The organism is Paenibacillus tundrae (genome assembly GCF_036884255.1).
In the GTDB taxonomy this organism is placed as follows: domain Bacteria; phylum Bacillota; class Bacilli; order Paenibacillales; family Paenibacillaceae; genus Paenibacillus.
Genome location: NZ_CP145605.1, coordinates 4995093 through 5011470, shown reverse-complemented (window position 1 = coordinate 5011470; position 16378 = coordinate 4995093). Strand labels below are relative to the sequence as shown.

Annotated in this window: 15 protein-coding genes; 14 read left to right on the top strand and 1 reads right to left on the bottom strand. The window is 45.1% G+C overall.

Features of this window, described 5'->3' with window-relative positions; all coding sequences use genetic code 11:
* Window positions 1–137: 137 nt before the first annotated feature.
* Window positions 138–1262: a tRNA 2-thiouridine(34) synthase MnmA gene (mnmA, locus tag V6W81_RS22505; RefSeq protein ID WP_056701257.1), complete on the bottom strand. Its 1125-nt coding sequence runs from the start codon at window positions 1260–1262 to the stop codon at window positions 138–140.
* A gap of 323 nt (window positions 1263–1585) precedes the next feature.
* On the opposite strand from mnmA, the gene cymR reads away from it, so the two are divergent.
* The 14 genes from cymR to V6W81_RS22435 all read left to right on the top strand — a co-directional run bounded on the left by cymR (window position 1586) and on the right by V6W81_RS22435 (window position 16306).
* Window positions 1586–2005, top strand: a complete 420-nt coding sequence (cymR, locus tag V6W81_RS22500; RefSeq protein WP_056701259.1) for a cysteine metabolism transcriptional regulator CymR — start codon at window positions 1586–1588, stop codon at window positions 2003–2005.
* A 158-nt stretch (window positions 2006–2163) separates the two neighbouring features.
* Window positions 2164–3315 carry a cysteine desulfurase family protein gene (locus tag V6W81_RS22495; protein WP_338540450.1) on the top strand — a complete coding sequence of 384 codons (1152 nt, stop codon included), beginning with the start codon at window positions 2164–2166 and terminating at the stop codon, window positions 3313–3315.
* Between the two features lie 165 nt (window positions 3316–3480).
* Window positions 3481–4002 (top strand): PRC-barrel domain-containing protein, encoded by a 522-nt coding sequence (locus V6W81_RS22490; protein WP_056701263.1) that lies wholly within the window; start codon window positions 3481–3483, stop codon window positions 4000–4002.
* Window positions 4003–4012: 10 nt separating this feature from the next.
* On the top strand, window positions 4013–4222 hold the full coding sequence (locus tag V6W81_RS22485; RefSeq protein ID WP_024633070.1) for a hypothetical protein: 210 nt from the start codon (window positions 4013–4015) through the stop codon (window positions 4220–4222).
* Between the two features lie 389 nt (window positions 4223–4611).
* A complete protein-coding gene (locus V6W81_RS22480) occupies window positions 4612–5679 on the top strand; it encodes an AI-2E family transporter (RefSeq protein ID WP_128103256.1) in 1068 nt (355 codons plus the stop codon).
* 425 nt (window positions 5680–6104) lie between these two features.
* Window positions 6105–8735, top strand: coding sequence for an alanine--tRNA ligase (alaS, locus tag V6W81_RS22475; protein WP_310138818.1), 2631 nt, complete (start codon window positions 6105–6107; stop codon window positions 8733–8735).
* Window positions 8736–8967: 232 nt separating this feature from the next.
* Window positions 8968–9228, top strand: coding sequence for an IreB family regulatory phosphoprotein (locus tag V6W81_RS22470; RefSeq protein ID WP_056701269.1), 261 nt, complete (start codon window positions 8968–8970; stop codon window positions 9226–9228).
* 127 nt (window positions 9229–9355) lie between these two features.
* Window positions 9356–9772 carry a Holliday junction resolvase RuvX gene (ruvX, locus tag V6W81_RS22465; protein WP_186380887.1) on the top strand — a complete coding sequence of 139 codons (417 nt, stop codon included), beginning with the start codon at window positions 9356–9358 and terminating at the stop codon, window positions 9770–9772.
* Window positions 9773–9784: 12 nt separating this feature from the next.
* Window positions 9785–10084: a DUF1292 domain-containing protein gene (locus V6W81_RS22460; protein WP_024633075.1), complete on the top strand. Its 300-nt coding sequence runs from the start codon at window positions 9785–9787 to the stop codon at window positions 10082–10084.
* Window positions 10085–10399, top strand: a complete 315-nt coding sequence (locus tag V6W81_RS22455) for a DUF1292 domain-containing protein (RefSeq protein WP_128103253.1) — start codon at window positions 10085–10087, stop codon at window positions 10397–10399. It begins immediately after the preceding gene.
* A gap of 93 nt (window positions 10400–10492) precedes the next feature.
* A complete protein-coding gene (gene mltG / locus V6W81_RS22450) occupies window positions 10493–11515 on the top strand; it encodes an endolytic transglycosylase MltG (protein WP_338544047.1) in 1023 nt (340 codons plus the stop codon).
* Between the two features lie 15 nt (window positions 11516–11530).
* Entirely contained in the window at window positions 11531–12460 is a 930-nt protein-coding gene (locus tag V6W81_RS22445; protein WP_145046950.1) for a peptidase U32 family protein, read from the top strand.
* A 17-nt stretch (window positions 12461–12477) separates the two neighbouring features.
* Entirely contained in the window at window positions 12478–13806 is a 1329-nt protein-coding gene (locus V6W81_RS22440; protein WP_056701277.1) for a peptidase U32 family protein, read from the top strand.
* Window positions 13807–14044: 238 nt separating this feature from the next.
* Window positions 14045–16306 carry a methyl-accepting chemotaxis protein gene (locus V6W81_RS22435; RefSeq protein ID WP_145046948.1) on the top strand — a complete coding sequence of 754 codons (2262 nt, stop codon included), beginning with the start codon at window positions 14045–14047 and terminating at the stop codon, window positions 16304–16306.
* Window positions 16307–16378 lie beyond the last annotated feature (72 nt).

Genomic DNA, 16378 nt, shown 5'->3' with positions numbered 1-16378 from the left:
TGCAATAAAAAGCAGGAAAAAAGCCATCTCTCATGGTATACATGAAAGGTGGCTTTTCTTATCGAGATACAAGGCTTTCTTCATGATAATGGAAGGACTGTGCAAACAGCCCTACACTACATCATAAAGAGTGTTTGTTATTGCATTGCGGGTACAGGTACCTTTTGCACTTGATCAATGGTTCCACCGCCCAGGCATACTTCTCCGTCGTAGAAAACGACAGCTTGTCCTGGCGTAATGGCTTTTTGCTGTTGGTCGAATTGTACATCGACACTACCGTCTGCTTGCCATGTCAGCGTTACGCCTTGATCTGGCTGGCGATAACGGAATTTTGCGGTACAGCGGAATGGAACGTTAGGCACCTTCTCGGCGCCGGCAATCCAGTTTACACCAGTTGCTGTGAGCCCTGTTGAGTACAAGCTTGCATGGGCATCGCCCTGTACAACGAGCAATTGATTACGCTCTAGATCCTTATCAGCAACAAACCAAGGCTCACCATTACCAGACCCACCAATACCGAGACCTTGGCGCTGTCCAAGTGTGTAGTACATTAGGCCATCATGACGACCTTTGACTTCACCAGTAACGATATCGACCATATCTCCACCTTTGGCAGGTAGGTAGTTACTCAGGAACTCTTTGAAGTTGCGCTCGCCAATAAAGCAGACACCTGTACTATCTTTTTTCTTCGCAGTGTACAGACCGGCTGCTTCAGCAATTTTGCGTACTTCCGGTTTAGGAAGATGACCGATCGGGAACATTGCTTTGGATAGCTGGTTCTGATTGAGAGCGTTAAGGAAATAGGTCTGATCCTTGTTATTGTCTACACCACGCAGCAGTTTGAATTGACCATCCTCTTCAACAAGGCGGGCGTAGTGACCTGTTGCTACATAATCTGCACCCAGATCAAGCGCTTTGTTCAGGAATTCGCCGAACTTGATCTCACGATTACACATGACATCAGGATTTGGCGTGCGACCTGACTTATATTCATCAAGGAAATAGGAAAATACTTTATCAAAGTATTCTTTCTCGAAGTTGACAGTGTAGTATGGAATGCCGATCTGTTCACAAACCCGGCGCACATCCTCTGAATCTTCTTCAGCGGTACAGTGGCCGAACTCGTCTGTGTCATCCCAGTTTTTCATGAAAATGCCGATGACATCGTATCCTTGCTCTTTCAATAAGAGCGCAGTTACGGAAGAATCGACACCTCCGGACATGCCAACGACGACCCGTGTATTTTCAATTGTTTTGGACATCGTTATCACCACTTCTATATATAAATGTGTTTCGTTTATCCATTTTAGCATAACCTGGTCTAAGTTACGATACACCCGGCCAATTTTGGATAGTGTCCACTGTAGGCGTACATTTTTTGAAAATCGTCAATCTTTGTTTTCCATAACGCAGACAGATATGTTAACATTAGCTGAGGGTTATGATCGGAATACGTAGGATTAGAAGTATAAGACCTGTATTTTCCCATTCTTAACCACACCATAAGGGAAAGACGGTCATGAATCACATAGGGTAAGTTCAGATTTATCGTGCGTTTTTTCGAAAATTGAAAGAGGTGACTCCTTTGAAGATATCAACAAAAGGCCGCTACGGTCTCACAATCATGATGGAGCTGGCTGCAAGAACAGGCGAAGGCCCTACATCACTTAAAAGCATTGCCGAGCGCAACCAGCTTTCCGAGCATTATCTGGAGCAACTGATCGCTCCGCTGCGTAATGCAGGACTTGTTAAAAGTATTCGCGGTGCATACGGTGGCTACATTCTCGCAGGCGATCCTGCGACAGTAACCGCAGGTGACGTGATTCGCGTACTGGAAGGGCCGATCTCTCCGGTGGACTTCACTGAAGAAGATGACCCAGCTAAACGGGATCTATGGCTGCGTATTCGTGATAGCATTGCAGAGGTGCTGGATTCCACGACATTGAAGGATCTTATTACGTTCGAGGATCAGGAGAAAAAAGACAGCTATATGTTCTACATTTAATGAAATGTTCCATATCTAAATAAGATGACGAGCATCAGAGATCACACATATAAAGCCCCCATTATGGGGGCTTTAGCCATGCAACGAGCTTTTAAACATAGTTGTACATGTAAATTTAATTGCGAATTCGTACTTTAACGATAACGGAGTGAAGTGAAATGCAAAGAATCTACCTGGATCACGCTGCATCCACACCAATGCATCCACAAGTCGCAGAAGCGATGATGAAAGTTATGACAGAGCAATATGGGAATGCGTCTAGTATTCATGCATTTGGACGAGATGCCAAACGCGTTGTCAGCGGCTCAAGAGATGCTGTAGCCAAGGCTTTGGACTGTTTGCCGGACGAGCTAGTATTCACTGGGGGTGGAACGGAAAGTGATAATCTAGCTATTTTTGGTGCGGTGTCAGCAAGAAAAGATCGTGGACGTCATGTCATTACAACGGAGATTGAACATCATGCCGTATTGCATACATGTCAAGAATTGGAGCGTCAAGGGTACGAAGTAACTTATCTGCCTGTTGATCAACACGGAAGAATTAACGTGGATGAGTTACGTGATGCCATTCGCCCAGACACGATTCTGATTACGATTATGTTTGCCAACAATGAAGTGGGTACAATTCAGCCTATACGTGAGATTGGTGAGCTTGCAAGACAGCATAATATCTGGTTCCATACCGATGCGGTTCAAGCATTGGGTACACAACAAATTTCCTGTCATGACTTGCCCGTGGATTTGATTAGTTTCTCTGCTCACAAAATCAATGGGCCGCAAGGTGTCGGTGCACTCTATGTGCGGCGTGGCGTTGTACTGGAAGCAAGAGCACACGGAGGGTTGCAGGAGCGGCAGAGACGTGCAGGAACAGAGAACATGGCGGGCATTGCCGGATTCGCTGAAGCATTACGACTTGTTTCGGCAGAACAACAAATGCGTTACGAGCATGATCTGCAGCTTAGAGCATTGTTGCTTCAACAATTGGAGGAGAACGTGGGCGCAGAGCATTTTCATGTGAACGGCCATCCCGAATTCACGCTTCCCAACATTATAAATATTAGCTTCCCTGAAGTGTCAACGGAAACGATGTTAATGAACCTCGATATGGAGGGGATTGCTGTTGCCAGCGGCTCGGCATGTACATCAGGTTCTCTTGAATTGTCCCATGTGCTCAAAGCGATGAAGCTTCCAGAAGCATTTTTGCATTCAGCGATTCGTTTTAGCTGGGGATTGGGTAATACTACGGAAGAAATCAGGATAACCGCCGAAAAAATTGGAACCATTCTTGGGCGACTGCGTAATAGACCCTAAGGGGATCTTTACACATGGGACATAAGGAGGGAAGAAGTTCCATTTCATCGGTTGGATAGAGCGGTTTGCATGTTGGTATCTGATTGCCATTCATAAGCTTTGGGCATACCTAACAATGATAGCACCGCGCCTATTTAATGATAAGAAGATGAGGGGGACCCTACGATGAAGCTTCAGGAAATGATCGGTCTAGCTGTTTTTGATGTTGAGGATGGCAAACAGGTCGGCAAAATCCAGGATTTCATTGTGAGTGACGATTGGAAAATTGAAGGCATTGAACTTGAGAACAAAGGCCTGTTTACCAGTCATGTCAAAATCGTGCAGTGGCAAGATATCGTTGCCTACGGCGAAGATGCCGTCATGATCCGTAATCAACAGGCTGTCCGCAAGACGGGAGCCGACGACATAAAACATACGTACCTTCTCGGTCAGTCTAAATTGAAGGAGAGAAATGTACTTACTGAAGAGGGTTTGTTATTAGGACGAATCTCTGATGTTTATTTTGACCAAGAGTTGGGAAATACAATAATAGGGATTGAAATTACGGACGGGTTCGTGTCCGATCTGATTGAGGGCCGTAAATGGCTGCCATGTACAAGCGATATGTCTATCGGGGAAAATGCCGTTATGGTACCTCCACTGAGTGAGCAGCGCTTGGAAAATGCCATTCATTCTGTTAATGGATAGGTGAATGAATATGAAATGTCCAAACTGTAGTTCCAAAGATATCGGGAAAATTGGTTCCCACCAGTTTTATTGCTGGGGATGCTTTATCGAATTAACGGTGAACGGAGAGAAGATGTCTGTGTATCAGGTAGAAGAAGACGGCACACTTAGCTCACTCGATGACTTGTTCTTCGGGGAAGAGTTACCACAAGACTTCCCTCACCTGCACGCATCTTCTTAAAGTCAATGAACTTCCTCTATATGCGGTTTGATGACAGTTTATGTCGTTAAATGCTGTTGCAATATGCGGGACAGGGCATATAGATGTGTGGTTACATAGTAATTCATAGAGTATGCCATAATATATGCTCGACCGGATTACAACATGCGTCTCCTTCTCAATGAGAAGGGGGCGTTTTTGCGTTTAGATATAGTGCATGTTCAATAAATGCGGTTTCGGGCTTTTTTGAACAACCTCTAGTACGTGTGTGAAAAATCCGAAGTATGCAGCGGGGGCAAAAAGGCGGTAAAAGATGCGCTTTAGCGAGTTTTGAGACATGTCCTAATAATAAATATTCTCTTTCCTACATATACTGACTTTCAGAGCCAGTCCAAAAGGGAGAGATACAAGTGGAGCAATTAACCAAACACAAGCTGTTCCGTTACGCCATCTGGCTGCTGCTGGGCTTGATTATTTTATATTTTATCTGGTTGTTAAGGCCATTGCTGCTTCATATATATGGATTTCTGAAAACAGTTCTGGCACCATTCATCGTTGCCCTCATCATATCTTATGTTCTGAATCCAATTGTAAGTATGCTAGGCGGACGTAAAGTGCCGAGGACAATTGCAGTCCTGCTGATTTATGCTTTTTTCCTGACCTGTATCGGCGTGATCTTAATGAATGTGATTCCTGTATTGATTGAACAACTGGAAGAGTTGAATGAACATATGCCAGAGCTTTCGATGCGAGCCCAAAGTTTGATGAATAGCATGGATAACAAGTTAATGCCGCCAAGCGTGCGCACAGGCATGAATAGCTGGTTTTTTCAGATGGAGGATCGGCTGACCCAAGGAATTACGGTGCTGATGGATAATATCGGAGCAACAATTAACGTATTGTTCAACGTATTCATCGTGCCTTTTCTTATTTTCTATATGCTTAAGGACTTTGAAGTATTTGAGCGTACGGTTGTTGCCTACTTACCCCGCTCACGTCGCAAGGCCATTGTTTCAGTTATGAAAGAGATTGATGCTGCACTGGGCAATTACATTCGTGGGCAATTTATTGTGTGTGTAATCGTGGGGATCTTTGCCTACATCGGTTACGTGATTGTCGATATGCCGTATGCCTTATTACTGGCAAGCATTGTTGCGGTGTTTAATATCGTTCCTTATCTGGGGCCGTTTCTGGGGGCAGCACCTGCAGTCGTAATGGCGTCCACCGTATCTCTCAAAATGGTGCTGTTCGTGGTCATCGTTAATACGTTATGTCAGGTATTAGAAAGTAACGTCATCTCACCACAGGTGGTCGGGCGAACATTGCACCTGCATCCGCTGTCGATTATCTTTGCCCTTCTCGTTGGGGGAGAGCTGGCCGGCATTGTTGGACTTATTCTCGCTGTACCTGTCTTTGCCGTCTTGAAAGTGATTATGCAGCATTTCTTCGCATATTACATTAAGCGGAGGATTGAATAGAGCCAGTCTGGAAGCGGAAGTGACGTGCGTTGACACCTGATAGGCATATCGATATAATGAGGGTGTATGTTTAGACTATGAAATCGATGATGAAATCAAGTATGCCGGGGTTCCTTTCTCAGAGAATAGACTCCTTCGGAGCAGAGTTGAATCTGCCTGATGGCTGGAAGAGTCTAGGAAGTTGAAGCGGCAGAAAGCTAATTTCGGAGTGCAGGACAACCCTGCCGGAAGCGACCGTTATTCGCATCAACGAGGCGATTGTCTATTTATCCTGGATAAATGGCAATAACCAGGGTGGTACCGCGATAACATCGTCCCTGATATAATCAGGGGCGTTTTTTGTGTTGTTTTTATCGCATTATCATGATTAACAAACCGGGGAGTTACAGCACCGGACATTATAATTAAATTGGAGGAAGACCAACATGAAAGCTAGTGAAATCCGGTCTAAATGGTTAGAGTTTTTTGCAAGTAAAGGTCATAAAATTGAACCAAGTGCATCTCTTGTACCTCACAATGATCCATCTTTGTTGTGGATTAATGCAGGTATGGCGCCACTCAAACCATATTTTGACGGTCGTGAGAAGCCAGAGAATCCGCGTCTTGCGAACTCGCAAAAATGTATTCGTACGAATGATATCGAGAATGTCGGCAAAACGCGCCGTCACCATACATTTTTCGAAATGTTAGGTAACTTTTCCATTGGTGATTACTTCAAGGAAGAGACCATCGAATGGGCATGGGAGTTCCTGACAAGCAAAGAGTGGATTGGTTTCGACCCAGAGCGCCTGTCCGTAACGGTATATCCAGAAGACGAAGAAGCGTTCAAGCTGTGGAACGAAAAGATTGGTCTACCGGCAGAACGGATTATTAAGCTGGACGAGAACTTCTGGGACATCGGTGAAGGCCCTTGTGGACCATGTACGGAAATTTTCTATGACCGCGGTGAAGCTTATGGCAACGACATGAGTGATCCAGAGATGTATCCAGGTGGGGAAAACGAGCGTTACCTTGAAGTATGGAACTTGGTATTCTCCCAATTCAATCATAATAAAGATGGCAGCTATACTCCGCTTCCGAACAAAAATATTGATACAGGCGCAGGGCTGGAGCGGTTTGCTTCCATTCTTCAAAATGTGGATTCCAACTTCGATACAGACCTGTTCCAACCGATGATTCAAAGAACAGCGGCACTTGCTGGTGTTAAATATAATGATAGCGTGGAAATTGACGTTGCGCTAAAAGTGATTGCGGATCACATCCGTACGGTTTCTTTCGCTGTAGGTGATGGCATTTTGCCAGGTAATGATGGCCGTGGATACGTTATCCGTCGTTTGCTCCGCCGTGCAGTGCGTTACGGTAAAGTGCTTGGACTAGACCGTCCGTTCCTGTATGAACTGACAACAACTGTCGGTGAGGTTATGGGCGTGTACTATCCAGAAGTGGTGGAGAAGCAAGAGTTCATTGCTAAAGTCATCAAAACGGAAGAAGAGCGTTTCCACGAAACACTTAGCGATGGATTGGCGATTCTGGCTGATATTAGTGCAGCAGCTAAAGCGGAAGGACGCACAGTGATAAGTGGCCCAGAAGCTTTCAAATTGTATGACACATATGGATTCCCGTTTGACCTCACAGAAGACTATGCAGCTGAGAATGGCCTCACGGTAGACCGTGAAGGATTCGATGTATCGATGCAGAGACAACGTGATCTTGGACGTGCAGGTCGTCAAGAGAACGAAAGTATGAAGGCTCAAGGTGGCCCTCTTGCTGATCTAGAGGTTAAAAGCGAGTTTGTTGGTTATACTGACCTGTTGAAGGAAGCGAAAGTGGTAGCTATTGTTGCTGACGAAGCGCTTGTGGATGCTGTCGGTGAAGGGCAGTCTTGCCAAGTCATCCTTGACCAAACACCGTTCTATGCGGAAAGTGGCGGACAAGTCAGTGACCAAGGTTTATTGCGCGGAGCTAACATGACTGCTAAAGTTCAAGGCTTGTTCAAAGCTCCAATGGGACAACATGTGCATTTGGTTGTGGTAGAAGCTGGTGAGCTGCGTGTAGGGGATGTCATTAAAGCAGAGGTGGATGCGTCCAAACGTGGGGATATTATCAAAAACCATACCGCAACCCACCTGTTGCACAAAGCGCTCAAGGATGTACTAGGAACTCACGTTAATCAAGCAGGATCACTGGTTGAACCACAACGTCTGCGTTTCGACTTCTCACACTTCGGCAGCATCACACCGGAAGAATTGACGGAGATCGAGCGTCAGGTTAACGAACAGATCTGGAATCGCTTGAACGTGAATATTGAATTGAAGGCGATCGATGAGGCCAAGGAAATGGGCGCAATGGCGCTATTTGGTGAAAAATACGGGGATATCGTGCGCGTAGTTCAAGTAGGAGACTACAGTTTGGAACTTTGCGGCGGTTGCCACGTAAATAATACATCGGAGATTGGAATTTTCAAACTAGTAAGCGAAAGCGGAATTGGTTCCGGTGTGCGCCGTATTGAAGCTGTTACGGGTCGTGGTGCATATCTCTATGTTGAGAGTCAATTAGAACTGTTGAAACAATCGGCTACCTTGCTCAAAGCGAATGTTGCTGATGTGCCTAAACGGATCGAAGGCTTGAATCAACAATTGAAAGAAGCAGCGAGAGAAGCAGAATCCCTGCAAAGCAAACTCAGTGCTATGGAAGCAGGTCAACTGACCGACCAAGTCGTACAAGCTGGTAACACACAGGTGCTAGCGGCTCGTGTGGATGCTCCGAACATGGATGCACTGCGAACTGTAGCGGATGAACTGAAGGCGAAACTGCCTAATGCAGTCCTCGTTCTGGGTGCTCCTGCAGATGGTAAAGTGAACTTTGTTGTCGCTGTACCTGCAGAGCAAGTGAAGCAAGGTCTTCATGCGGGCAAGATTGTCAAAGAAGTTGCAGCTGTGTGCGGCGGCGGAGGTGGTGGACGCCCTGATATGGCACAAGCTGGAGGTAAGGACGCATCCAAGCTGGATGAAGCACTGAAAGTGGCTGTATCACTTGTAAGTGAGCACGTTGTTTAATTCTAACGAAATCAATGGAATTGAACATCTACAGAGGATGAAGCGAATATAAATTACTGTTTTCAGTTACGAATGAACAGAAACAAATTGCTGTAAAAAGTAACAGTCAAGCAAAAAACACAATTCGCTTCTCCTTTGTTTACTCGTGACAGTCAGAATATGTTATTATATAAGCAGAAATCAATTCGGCAGGACATGGTCCCCATGTTCATGCAGGAGCGAGGTGTCATCAATGGACTCCATGGATAAGACGGTTAAATTTAATGTGAAAGCTGACGAGCAGGAGGCATCTTCCCAAGAGATTCTTCTCACGGTATATGATGCACTGGTCGATAAGGAGTATAATCCTATCAACCAGATTGTCGGGTATCTGATCTCTGGCGACCCCGCATACATCCCTCGTCACAACAATGCACGCAGCCTGGTTCGGAAAAAGGAGCGCGATGAGCTCATTGAAGAGCTTGTACGTTCTTATCTGGCCAATCACCGGTAATGTACACCGCTTCCGCTGTGATGCAACCCATGCAGGGCAGCGGGAAATGAACCGACAGTAGTCAGCCTGAAGCTTGAGAGAGAGGATGATTCATCCTCCTAAGCAGGCTTGAGGATGGGAGAGCATGATGAAAATATTAGGTTTGGATTATGGGGACCGAAGAATCGGAGTTGCTGTCAGTGACGCCTTCGGTTGGACTGCCCAGGGATTGGAAGTGCTTGAACGCCGCCGGGATGAAGGTGAGTTCGGTCGAATTGCCGAGCTTGTGCGCGAGCACGAGGTTAGCGAGATCGTTGTAGGGCTCCCCAAAAACATGAACGGCACCGTAGGGCCGCGTGGTGAAATCTGTATCGATTTTGCCGAACGCCTACGGGGCGAACTGAATTTACCTGTTCACCTTTGGGATGAACGGCTGACAACCATGGCAGCGGAAAGAACGCTGATTGAAGCGGATGTCAGTCGGAAAAAACGCAAGCAGGTTGTGGACAAAATGGCCGCAAGCTTGATTTTGCAAAACTATTTAGATGCCAACAGTAAAAGGTGAGGGGGATCAACAATGGCTGAAGATCAACTGGGTATGGAAGAAGAATCGGAGATTATTTACATCGCGGATGACGAGGGCAATGAAGAAGAATTCGAAGTCATCATGAAGTTTGAAGTAGATGGTTCGGAGGCCAAGTACATGATGGTTGCTCCGGTTGAGCCCGAGGATGGAGAGACGGATGTATATGCATTCCGTTACGAAGAAGAGGGCGACGACATTAAACTTTTCGTCATCCAAGATGATGCCGAATGGGATATCGTTGAGGAGACGTTTAATACATTTCTAGCTGAAGATGAAGAGGAAGCGAACTAAATGACTGAATACAGCCGCAAAGACCTAAAATGGACAGATTCACTGCGTTTGGCTTTTGGTGCTCACGTTGAGCTCGAGGAAGAGAACGGGAAATCACATCCCTACGACTTGCTGGCTGAATTCGAAGTGCATGGTCAGCAATACGCCGTACTTCGAAGCTCATTGCGTCCTTATGACGAAGTTGAACTTCTGAGAGTATTGCCAGGTAGTGAAGACCAGATCATGCCGGAGTTAGTAACGATTGACGATGATGAAGAATGGGAGAACATCTCGGAATTATACGATGAATGTACACTTCCCATTGATGAGGATTAATCAGCTTCAAATTGAAGAAACCGGAAGGGCGGAGAAGTCCGCTCTTTTTGGTTGTGTAAAGGAGTTGTTTCTTTTTTGAAAGGGAAAGTCTGGATGATTCTTCTGCTTGTCATTGTTATAGCTGCTGGTGGAGCTGGTGCTTATGCCTGGAACTTGATGCGTCCACTCGAAGCTTCAACAGAGCCGATCGTTTTTGAGATCAAAAGTGGAACTGGAACATCAAAAATTGCAGAACAACTACAGCAAGAAGGTCTTATTCGAAGTGGTCTAGCTTTTAAAGGATATTTGAAATGGAAGAAGCAAGGGTCGAATTTTATGGCAGGCACCTATTCGATGAATCCAGGTGTGTCATATGAGGAGATCGTGAACAAGCTGAATAGTGGTGAAGTTGTACCTGAGGAAATGGTGAAGTTTACGATTCCGGAAGGGTATACTGTGCTGCAAATGGCAGATAAATTATCGGAAGAAGGCATTGTGGATCGCGATGAATTTATCAAGCTTGCCAATGACCCATCTGCTTTTGATGTAGATATTATTAAAGATATTCCAGTAGATGAAGAGCTGCGTTATGTGCTCGAAGGGTATCTGTTCCCAGAAACCTATGAACTCAAAAAGGACAGCTCTACCCATGATGTTATGCAGCGCATGCTGGAGGAGTTCCAGACCAAAGTAAATTCAATTCCGGATCTGGAGACTGAGCTGCAAGAGAAGAAGTTGTCATTGCATGAATTGCTGACCATCGCTTCGCTAGTGGAGAGAGAAGTTGTCGTCGATGCGGAACGTCCTCTAGTCGCGGGTGTGATCTATAATCGGATTCATCAGGACATGAAGCTGGAGATTGACGCTACAGTGCAGTATTTGTTGGACAAGCCAAAGGCTAGATTGCTCTTCAAGGACCTAAAGGTAGAGAGTCCCTACAATATGTATCTGAACAAAGGGCTACCTCCGGGGCCCATCGCAAGTCCAAGTCTCCCGTCCATTCAGGCGGCGCTTCAACCAGAAGCTTCAGAATATCTGTTTTATGTAACCAAAAAAGACGGTTCGTCCGGGCATTTGTTTGCCAAAACGTATAAGGAACATCAGCAAAATATAGCCAAGAGTAAGGCTGCGCAATAAGCGGAGGGGATGTATATGAGTAAGAAACATGAACTGCTGGTTACGGCAGCGAATGTAAATGAAGCAGAGGTGCTGTTACAGGCAGGTGCGGATGCCCTGTTAGTTGGGGATGATCGATTCGGTATGCGGCTTCCTGGTAGCTTCACTATAGAAGAGACAGCAAAGGTCGTAGAACTTGCAACTCAACATCAGGCGCGCGTCTATGTATCTATGACGAACTTGATGTCTAATGATCTGCTGAAGGAACTACCTGAGTATGTACAGGCATTGGGCAAAATCGGTGTACACGGAGTGGAGTTCAATGATCCGTCGGTGCTTGGAGCTATTCGAGAATATGCCCCGCACATTCAGCTTCATTGGAATGCAGAGATGACTTCAACCAACTATGCGACCGCCAACTATTGGGGGACAAAAGGTGCTAGTCGTGTTGTGTTGGCACGCGAGCTGAATATGGATGAGCTCACCGAGATGGTTCCTTTTCTGAAGGTAGAGGCTCAGGTACAGGTACATGGGATGACTAATATTTATCATTCCAAGCGTAGCCTCGTACAGAGTTACATGGCACATCAGGGTCGTCCTGTGGAGGGGCATCTCGGCAAAGAGCGTGGCTTGTTCTTGATTGAAGCTGAACGACGGGATGAGAAATTCCCGATCTATGAAGATGTGAACGGGACACATATTATGAGTTCAGAGGATATTTGCATTTTGGAGGATCTACATTTGCTAATGGAGGCAGGCGTGCATAGCTTGAAGATTGAAGGCATTTTGAAGCCGCTAGCCTACAATGTAGCTGTAGTTAAGGCCTACCGAAAAGCAATTGATCATTATATCTCAGATGCTGATGCATATGCCTTCTCCGAAGATTGGCTGGATGAAGTTCGTGAATTGCAAGATCCTGAACGGGAATTGTCATTTGGATTTTTCTACAAAGAACAAGTGTATTAATAGAAGAGGTGAAGAACATGGAAACAGTGGCGGTACAGCGGAAGTTCTCCGGCAAACGTAACCGTCTGGATAAACCGGAGTTGCTTGCTCCGGCTGGGAATCTGGAAAAACTGAAGTTTGCAATCCATTACGGCGCAGATGCTGTGTATATTGGTGGACAGGCTTATGGCTTACGTTCGAATGCAGACAATTTTAGCTTTGAGGAAATGCGTGAAGGTGTGGAATTTGCCAAGAAATACGGAGCGAAAGTGTTTGTGGCAACGAACATCTATGCACACAATGAAGATATTGAAGGGATTGAAACGTATCTTCAGAATTTGTACAATGCCGGCATCTCGGCTGTAATCGTAGCAGACCCAGCCATTATTGATGTAGCGCTGCGTGCGGTTCCAGGACTTGAGGTTCACTTGAGTACCCAACAGTCAACGCTTAACTGGCAAGCCGTGAAGTTCTGGAAGGATGAAGGGCTGCCACGCGTCGTTCTAGGTCGTGAGACAAGCTTTGAGGAGATCGAGGAGATCAAGGCACATGTCGATATCGAGATTGAAGCTTTTATCCATGGTGCAATGTGTTCTTCATATTCCGGACGTTGTGTACTCTCCAACCACTTTACGGATCGGGACTCCAATCGCGGAGGCTGCTGCCAATCCTGCCGCTGGAAGTATGATCTATTCGAAGATGCACGAGAAGAAGGGGTATGGGTCAGCGAAGAAGAGATGCAGATGCAAGCTCCTGCTCCGTTTAACCTAGGTGAGAATCAGATTCCGTTGTTTGAGAAACAGGATAATGCGTTCTCGATGGGTTCCAAAGATCTGTGCATGATCGGGCATATTCCTGAATTGATCGACGTAGGTGTGGACAGCTTCAAAATCGAAGGTCGTATGAAATCCATCCACTATGTAGCCACTGTGGTTAACGTGTATCGTCAAGCCATTGATTCATATATGGCTGATCCAGAAAATTATGTGTTGAAACCGGAATGGGTTGAAGAGATGAATAAAGCTGCAAACCGTCCGTTAAACACAGGTTTCTTCTATGACACACCAGATCATGAGGATCACATCTACGAGCCAGAAGAAAAAGCAGTTCCTTATGACTTCGCAGGGCTTGTTATGGATTATGATGCTGCAACGGGTATGGCGACAATTCAACAACGCAATCACTTTAAGCCGGGCGATCAAATTGAGTTTTTCGGTCCAGGTGGCACATTCTTCAAACAAGTTGTAGGAGAATTGCAGGATGAGGAAGGCAATGTTCTGGATGCGGCAAGACACCCATTGCAACGTGTCAAAATGAAAGTAGACCAACCTATTTCTTACTTCGATATGATGAGAAAAAAGAAATAGTCTTACAGGCCTATAATATAACAAAATAGTATTATGAAATAACAATATTATGTTATAAATCACTAAAAATGACCTCCGTATATCGGTTAATGGGGGTCTTTTTTGTATAGAAAATTAGGAAAAAAGTTGTAAAAAATTTTCGATTTAGTAAAGGGGAAATAGGAAACCTGTCGAATAATACATGTTTATAGGGGAAAGTAAGAAAAACCAACAAGTAGAAACTGGCAGGTGAATGGGAATGGTTCAAAAGAAGCAGAAAGAAAATGGGGAAAAGAAGGAAAAGCCGGTGAAGGAAAATAAAGTGTTAAACGTATTAAAGGAAAAGATTACGAAAAAGGGAAAAGCTGTACATAGCAAAGCGGATGGTGCTCCGAATAAAAAGCCCTTTAAAGTAAAATGGAGCAAGCCAGATTTGAAAAACGTGAAGTGGAAGAACCTAGGGGGTTCAACGTTATCCCAAATTAAGAAAGCGAATCCAATTAAATCGGTCGGCGTCAAATTGTTCTTTATCTTTTTTGCGGCAATTATGATCTTTGTCGTTAGCTTGGGGCTGTTATCTTATAATAAAGCCAAAAACACAATTGAACAAAATGCATCTCTTTCTAACCAAGAGACGATTGAACAAACGAAGCAAAAGCTGGATATTATTTTAGAACGTTTTGTGGATACGTCCACACAGATCTTCTTCGACCCAGAGATGCAGTCATTATTGCAGAAAATGTCTGACAAAAACTTGTCTGCGTATGACCTATTTGTGAATTCTAGTTCCATCAACAAACAGTTGTCCAACATTGCTTTTACAAACAAATCCATGGAAGCGATTTATTTGGTTCCTACGGATGAAACGAAATCAACTATGGGTACAGGCAATAGTAGTTCCTCCATGGGAAGCATTCGTACTGAGCCTTGGTATGCTGAACTCACCCAATCCGGTGGATATCGCTGGTTGCCTACAGAGAATGAAGAAGATGGATCTATGCCAACCTTCCGCATTGCTCGCTCAATGAAGAATTTACAAGGCTCCAACCAATCGTATGTCTTAATTATTGAACTTAAATTAGAAGTATTGGAAGAACAATTGAAATCGCTTGATCTAGGGGCAGGTTCAGTTCTACAGTTGATTGCTCCAGACAATAAAGTAGTTGCTTCTACCATTCCGGATCGGACAGGAAAAGATACCGAACTGGCATTCTTCAAAGACCTTACCGAAACGACAGGAAGTCTTAATACGGAATACACGGTGGATGGTAAGAACACAGAGATGTTAGCTGTGTATAGCACGATGGAGTCCTCCAACTGGAAATTAATCGGTATGTTGCCAACGTCCGTATTGGTTAAGGATGCCAAAGGTATTCTTACACTCACACTGTGGATGGCATTACTCGATGCTGCTATTGCAGTCTTAATCGGTATTTGGATGGTTCGTATGTTTGCCCGTCCGCTCGGTAAATTGAAAGACCTGATGCAACAAGGAGCCAAAGGTGATCTCAAAGTTCGTACGCCGTATACGTCTAAGGATGAGATTGGTCAATTGTCGGCTGCCTTCAATGAGATGATGGAGCAAATCACCAAGCTGGTTGAGCAAACAAATCGTTCTGCACAAGAAGTACTGGATACAGCGTCGGAGCTCAGCAATGCTTCCAAGAAAACGGCTGTTTCCGCTTCTGAGATCGCTGTAGCTACAGAAGAGATTGCAGGAGGTGCGAGCAGTCTTGCAAACGAAGCTGAGCGTGGGAATGATCTCACGGATAACATCTCTCGCCAGATGGAAAGTGTGGTCGCTGCCAATGAGGAAATGGGACAATCCGCACGTCATGTTGAGAAGTCCAGTGAAACGGGTATTCAGCATTTGAATCAATTGATGACCAAAACCCAGAAGACCGAAGAAATGATCGGTGCATTGGTGAACAAAGTGGATTCCCTTAAAGAGAGCACGTCCTCTGTTCTGAAGGTGCTCGATGTGATGCAAAATATTACGAAGCAAACGAACATTCTGTCCCTTAACGCTACGATTGAAGCGGCACGGGCGGGTACTGCGGGACGCGGATTTATGGTCGTTGCTAATGAGGTTCGGCAATTGGCTGAGCAATCTAGGAAATCGATTGACATGGTTGGGGAAATTACTGACAACATCATGGCCGAAATGAATGAAACCGTTACAGCCTTATCGGATGCATACCCATTGTTTAAAGAACAGATGGATTCCGTGAAGGACACCAACGTCATTTTTGCTTCAGTTCAGCAACAAATGGGTGCGTTCGTAGAACGACTGGATATGGCAACAAGCTCAATTGGAGACTTGAACCAATCCCAGGTTACGCTATCTGAAGCGATGAGTAACGTTAGCGCTGTAGCCGAAGAATCATCAGCTACATCACAAGAGGTTGCTTCACTTAGTAGCGAACAGCAAAATATTAGTAATCAGCTGGTTAACCTGTCTGATAAGCTGCAGAATGTATCCACCGAATTGAAAAACACCTTGTCACGTTTCACTGTATAATCACATAATTTAAGAGAAGACCTGTCCCTATGATGGAACAGGTCTTTTGCTGTTATTTATTGGATACATACA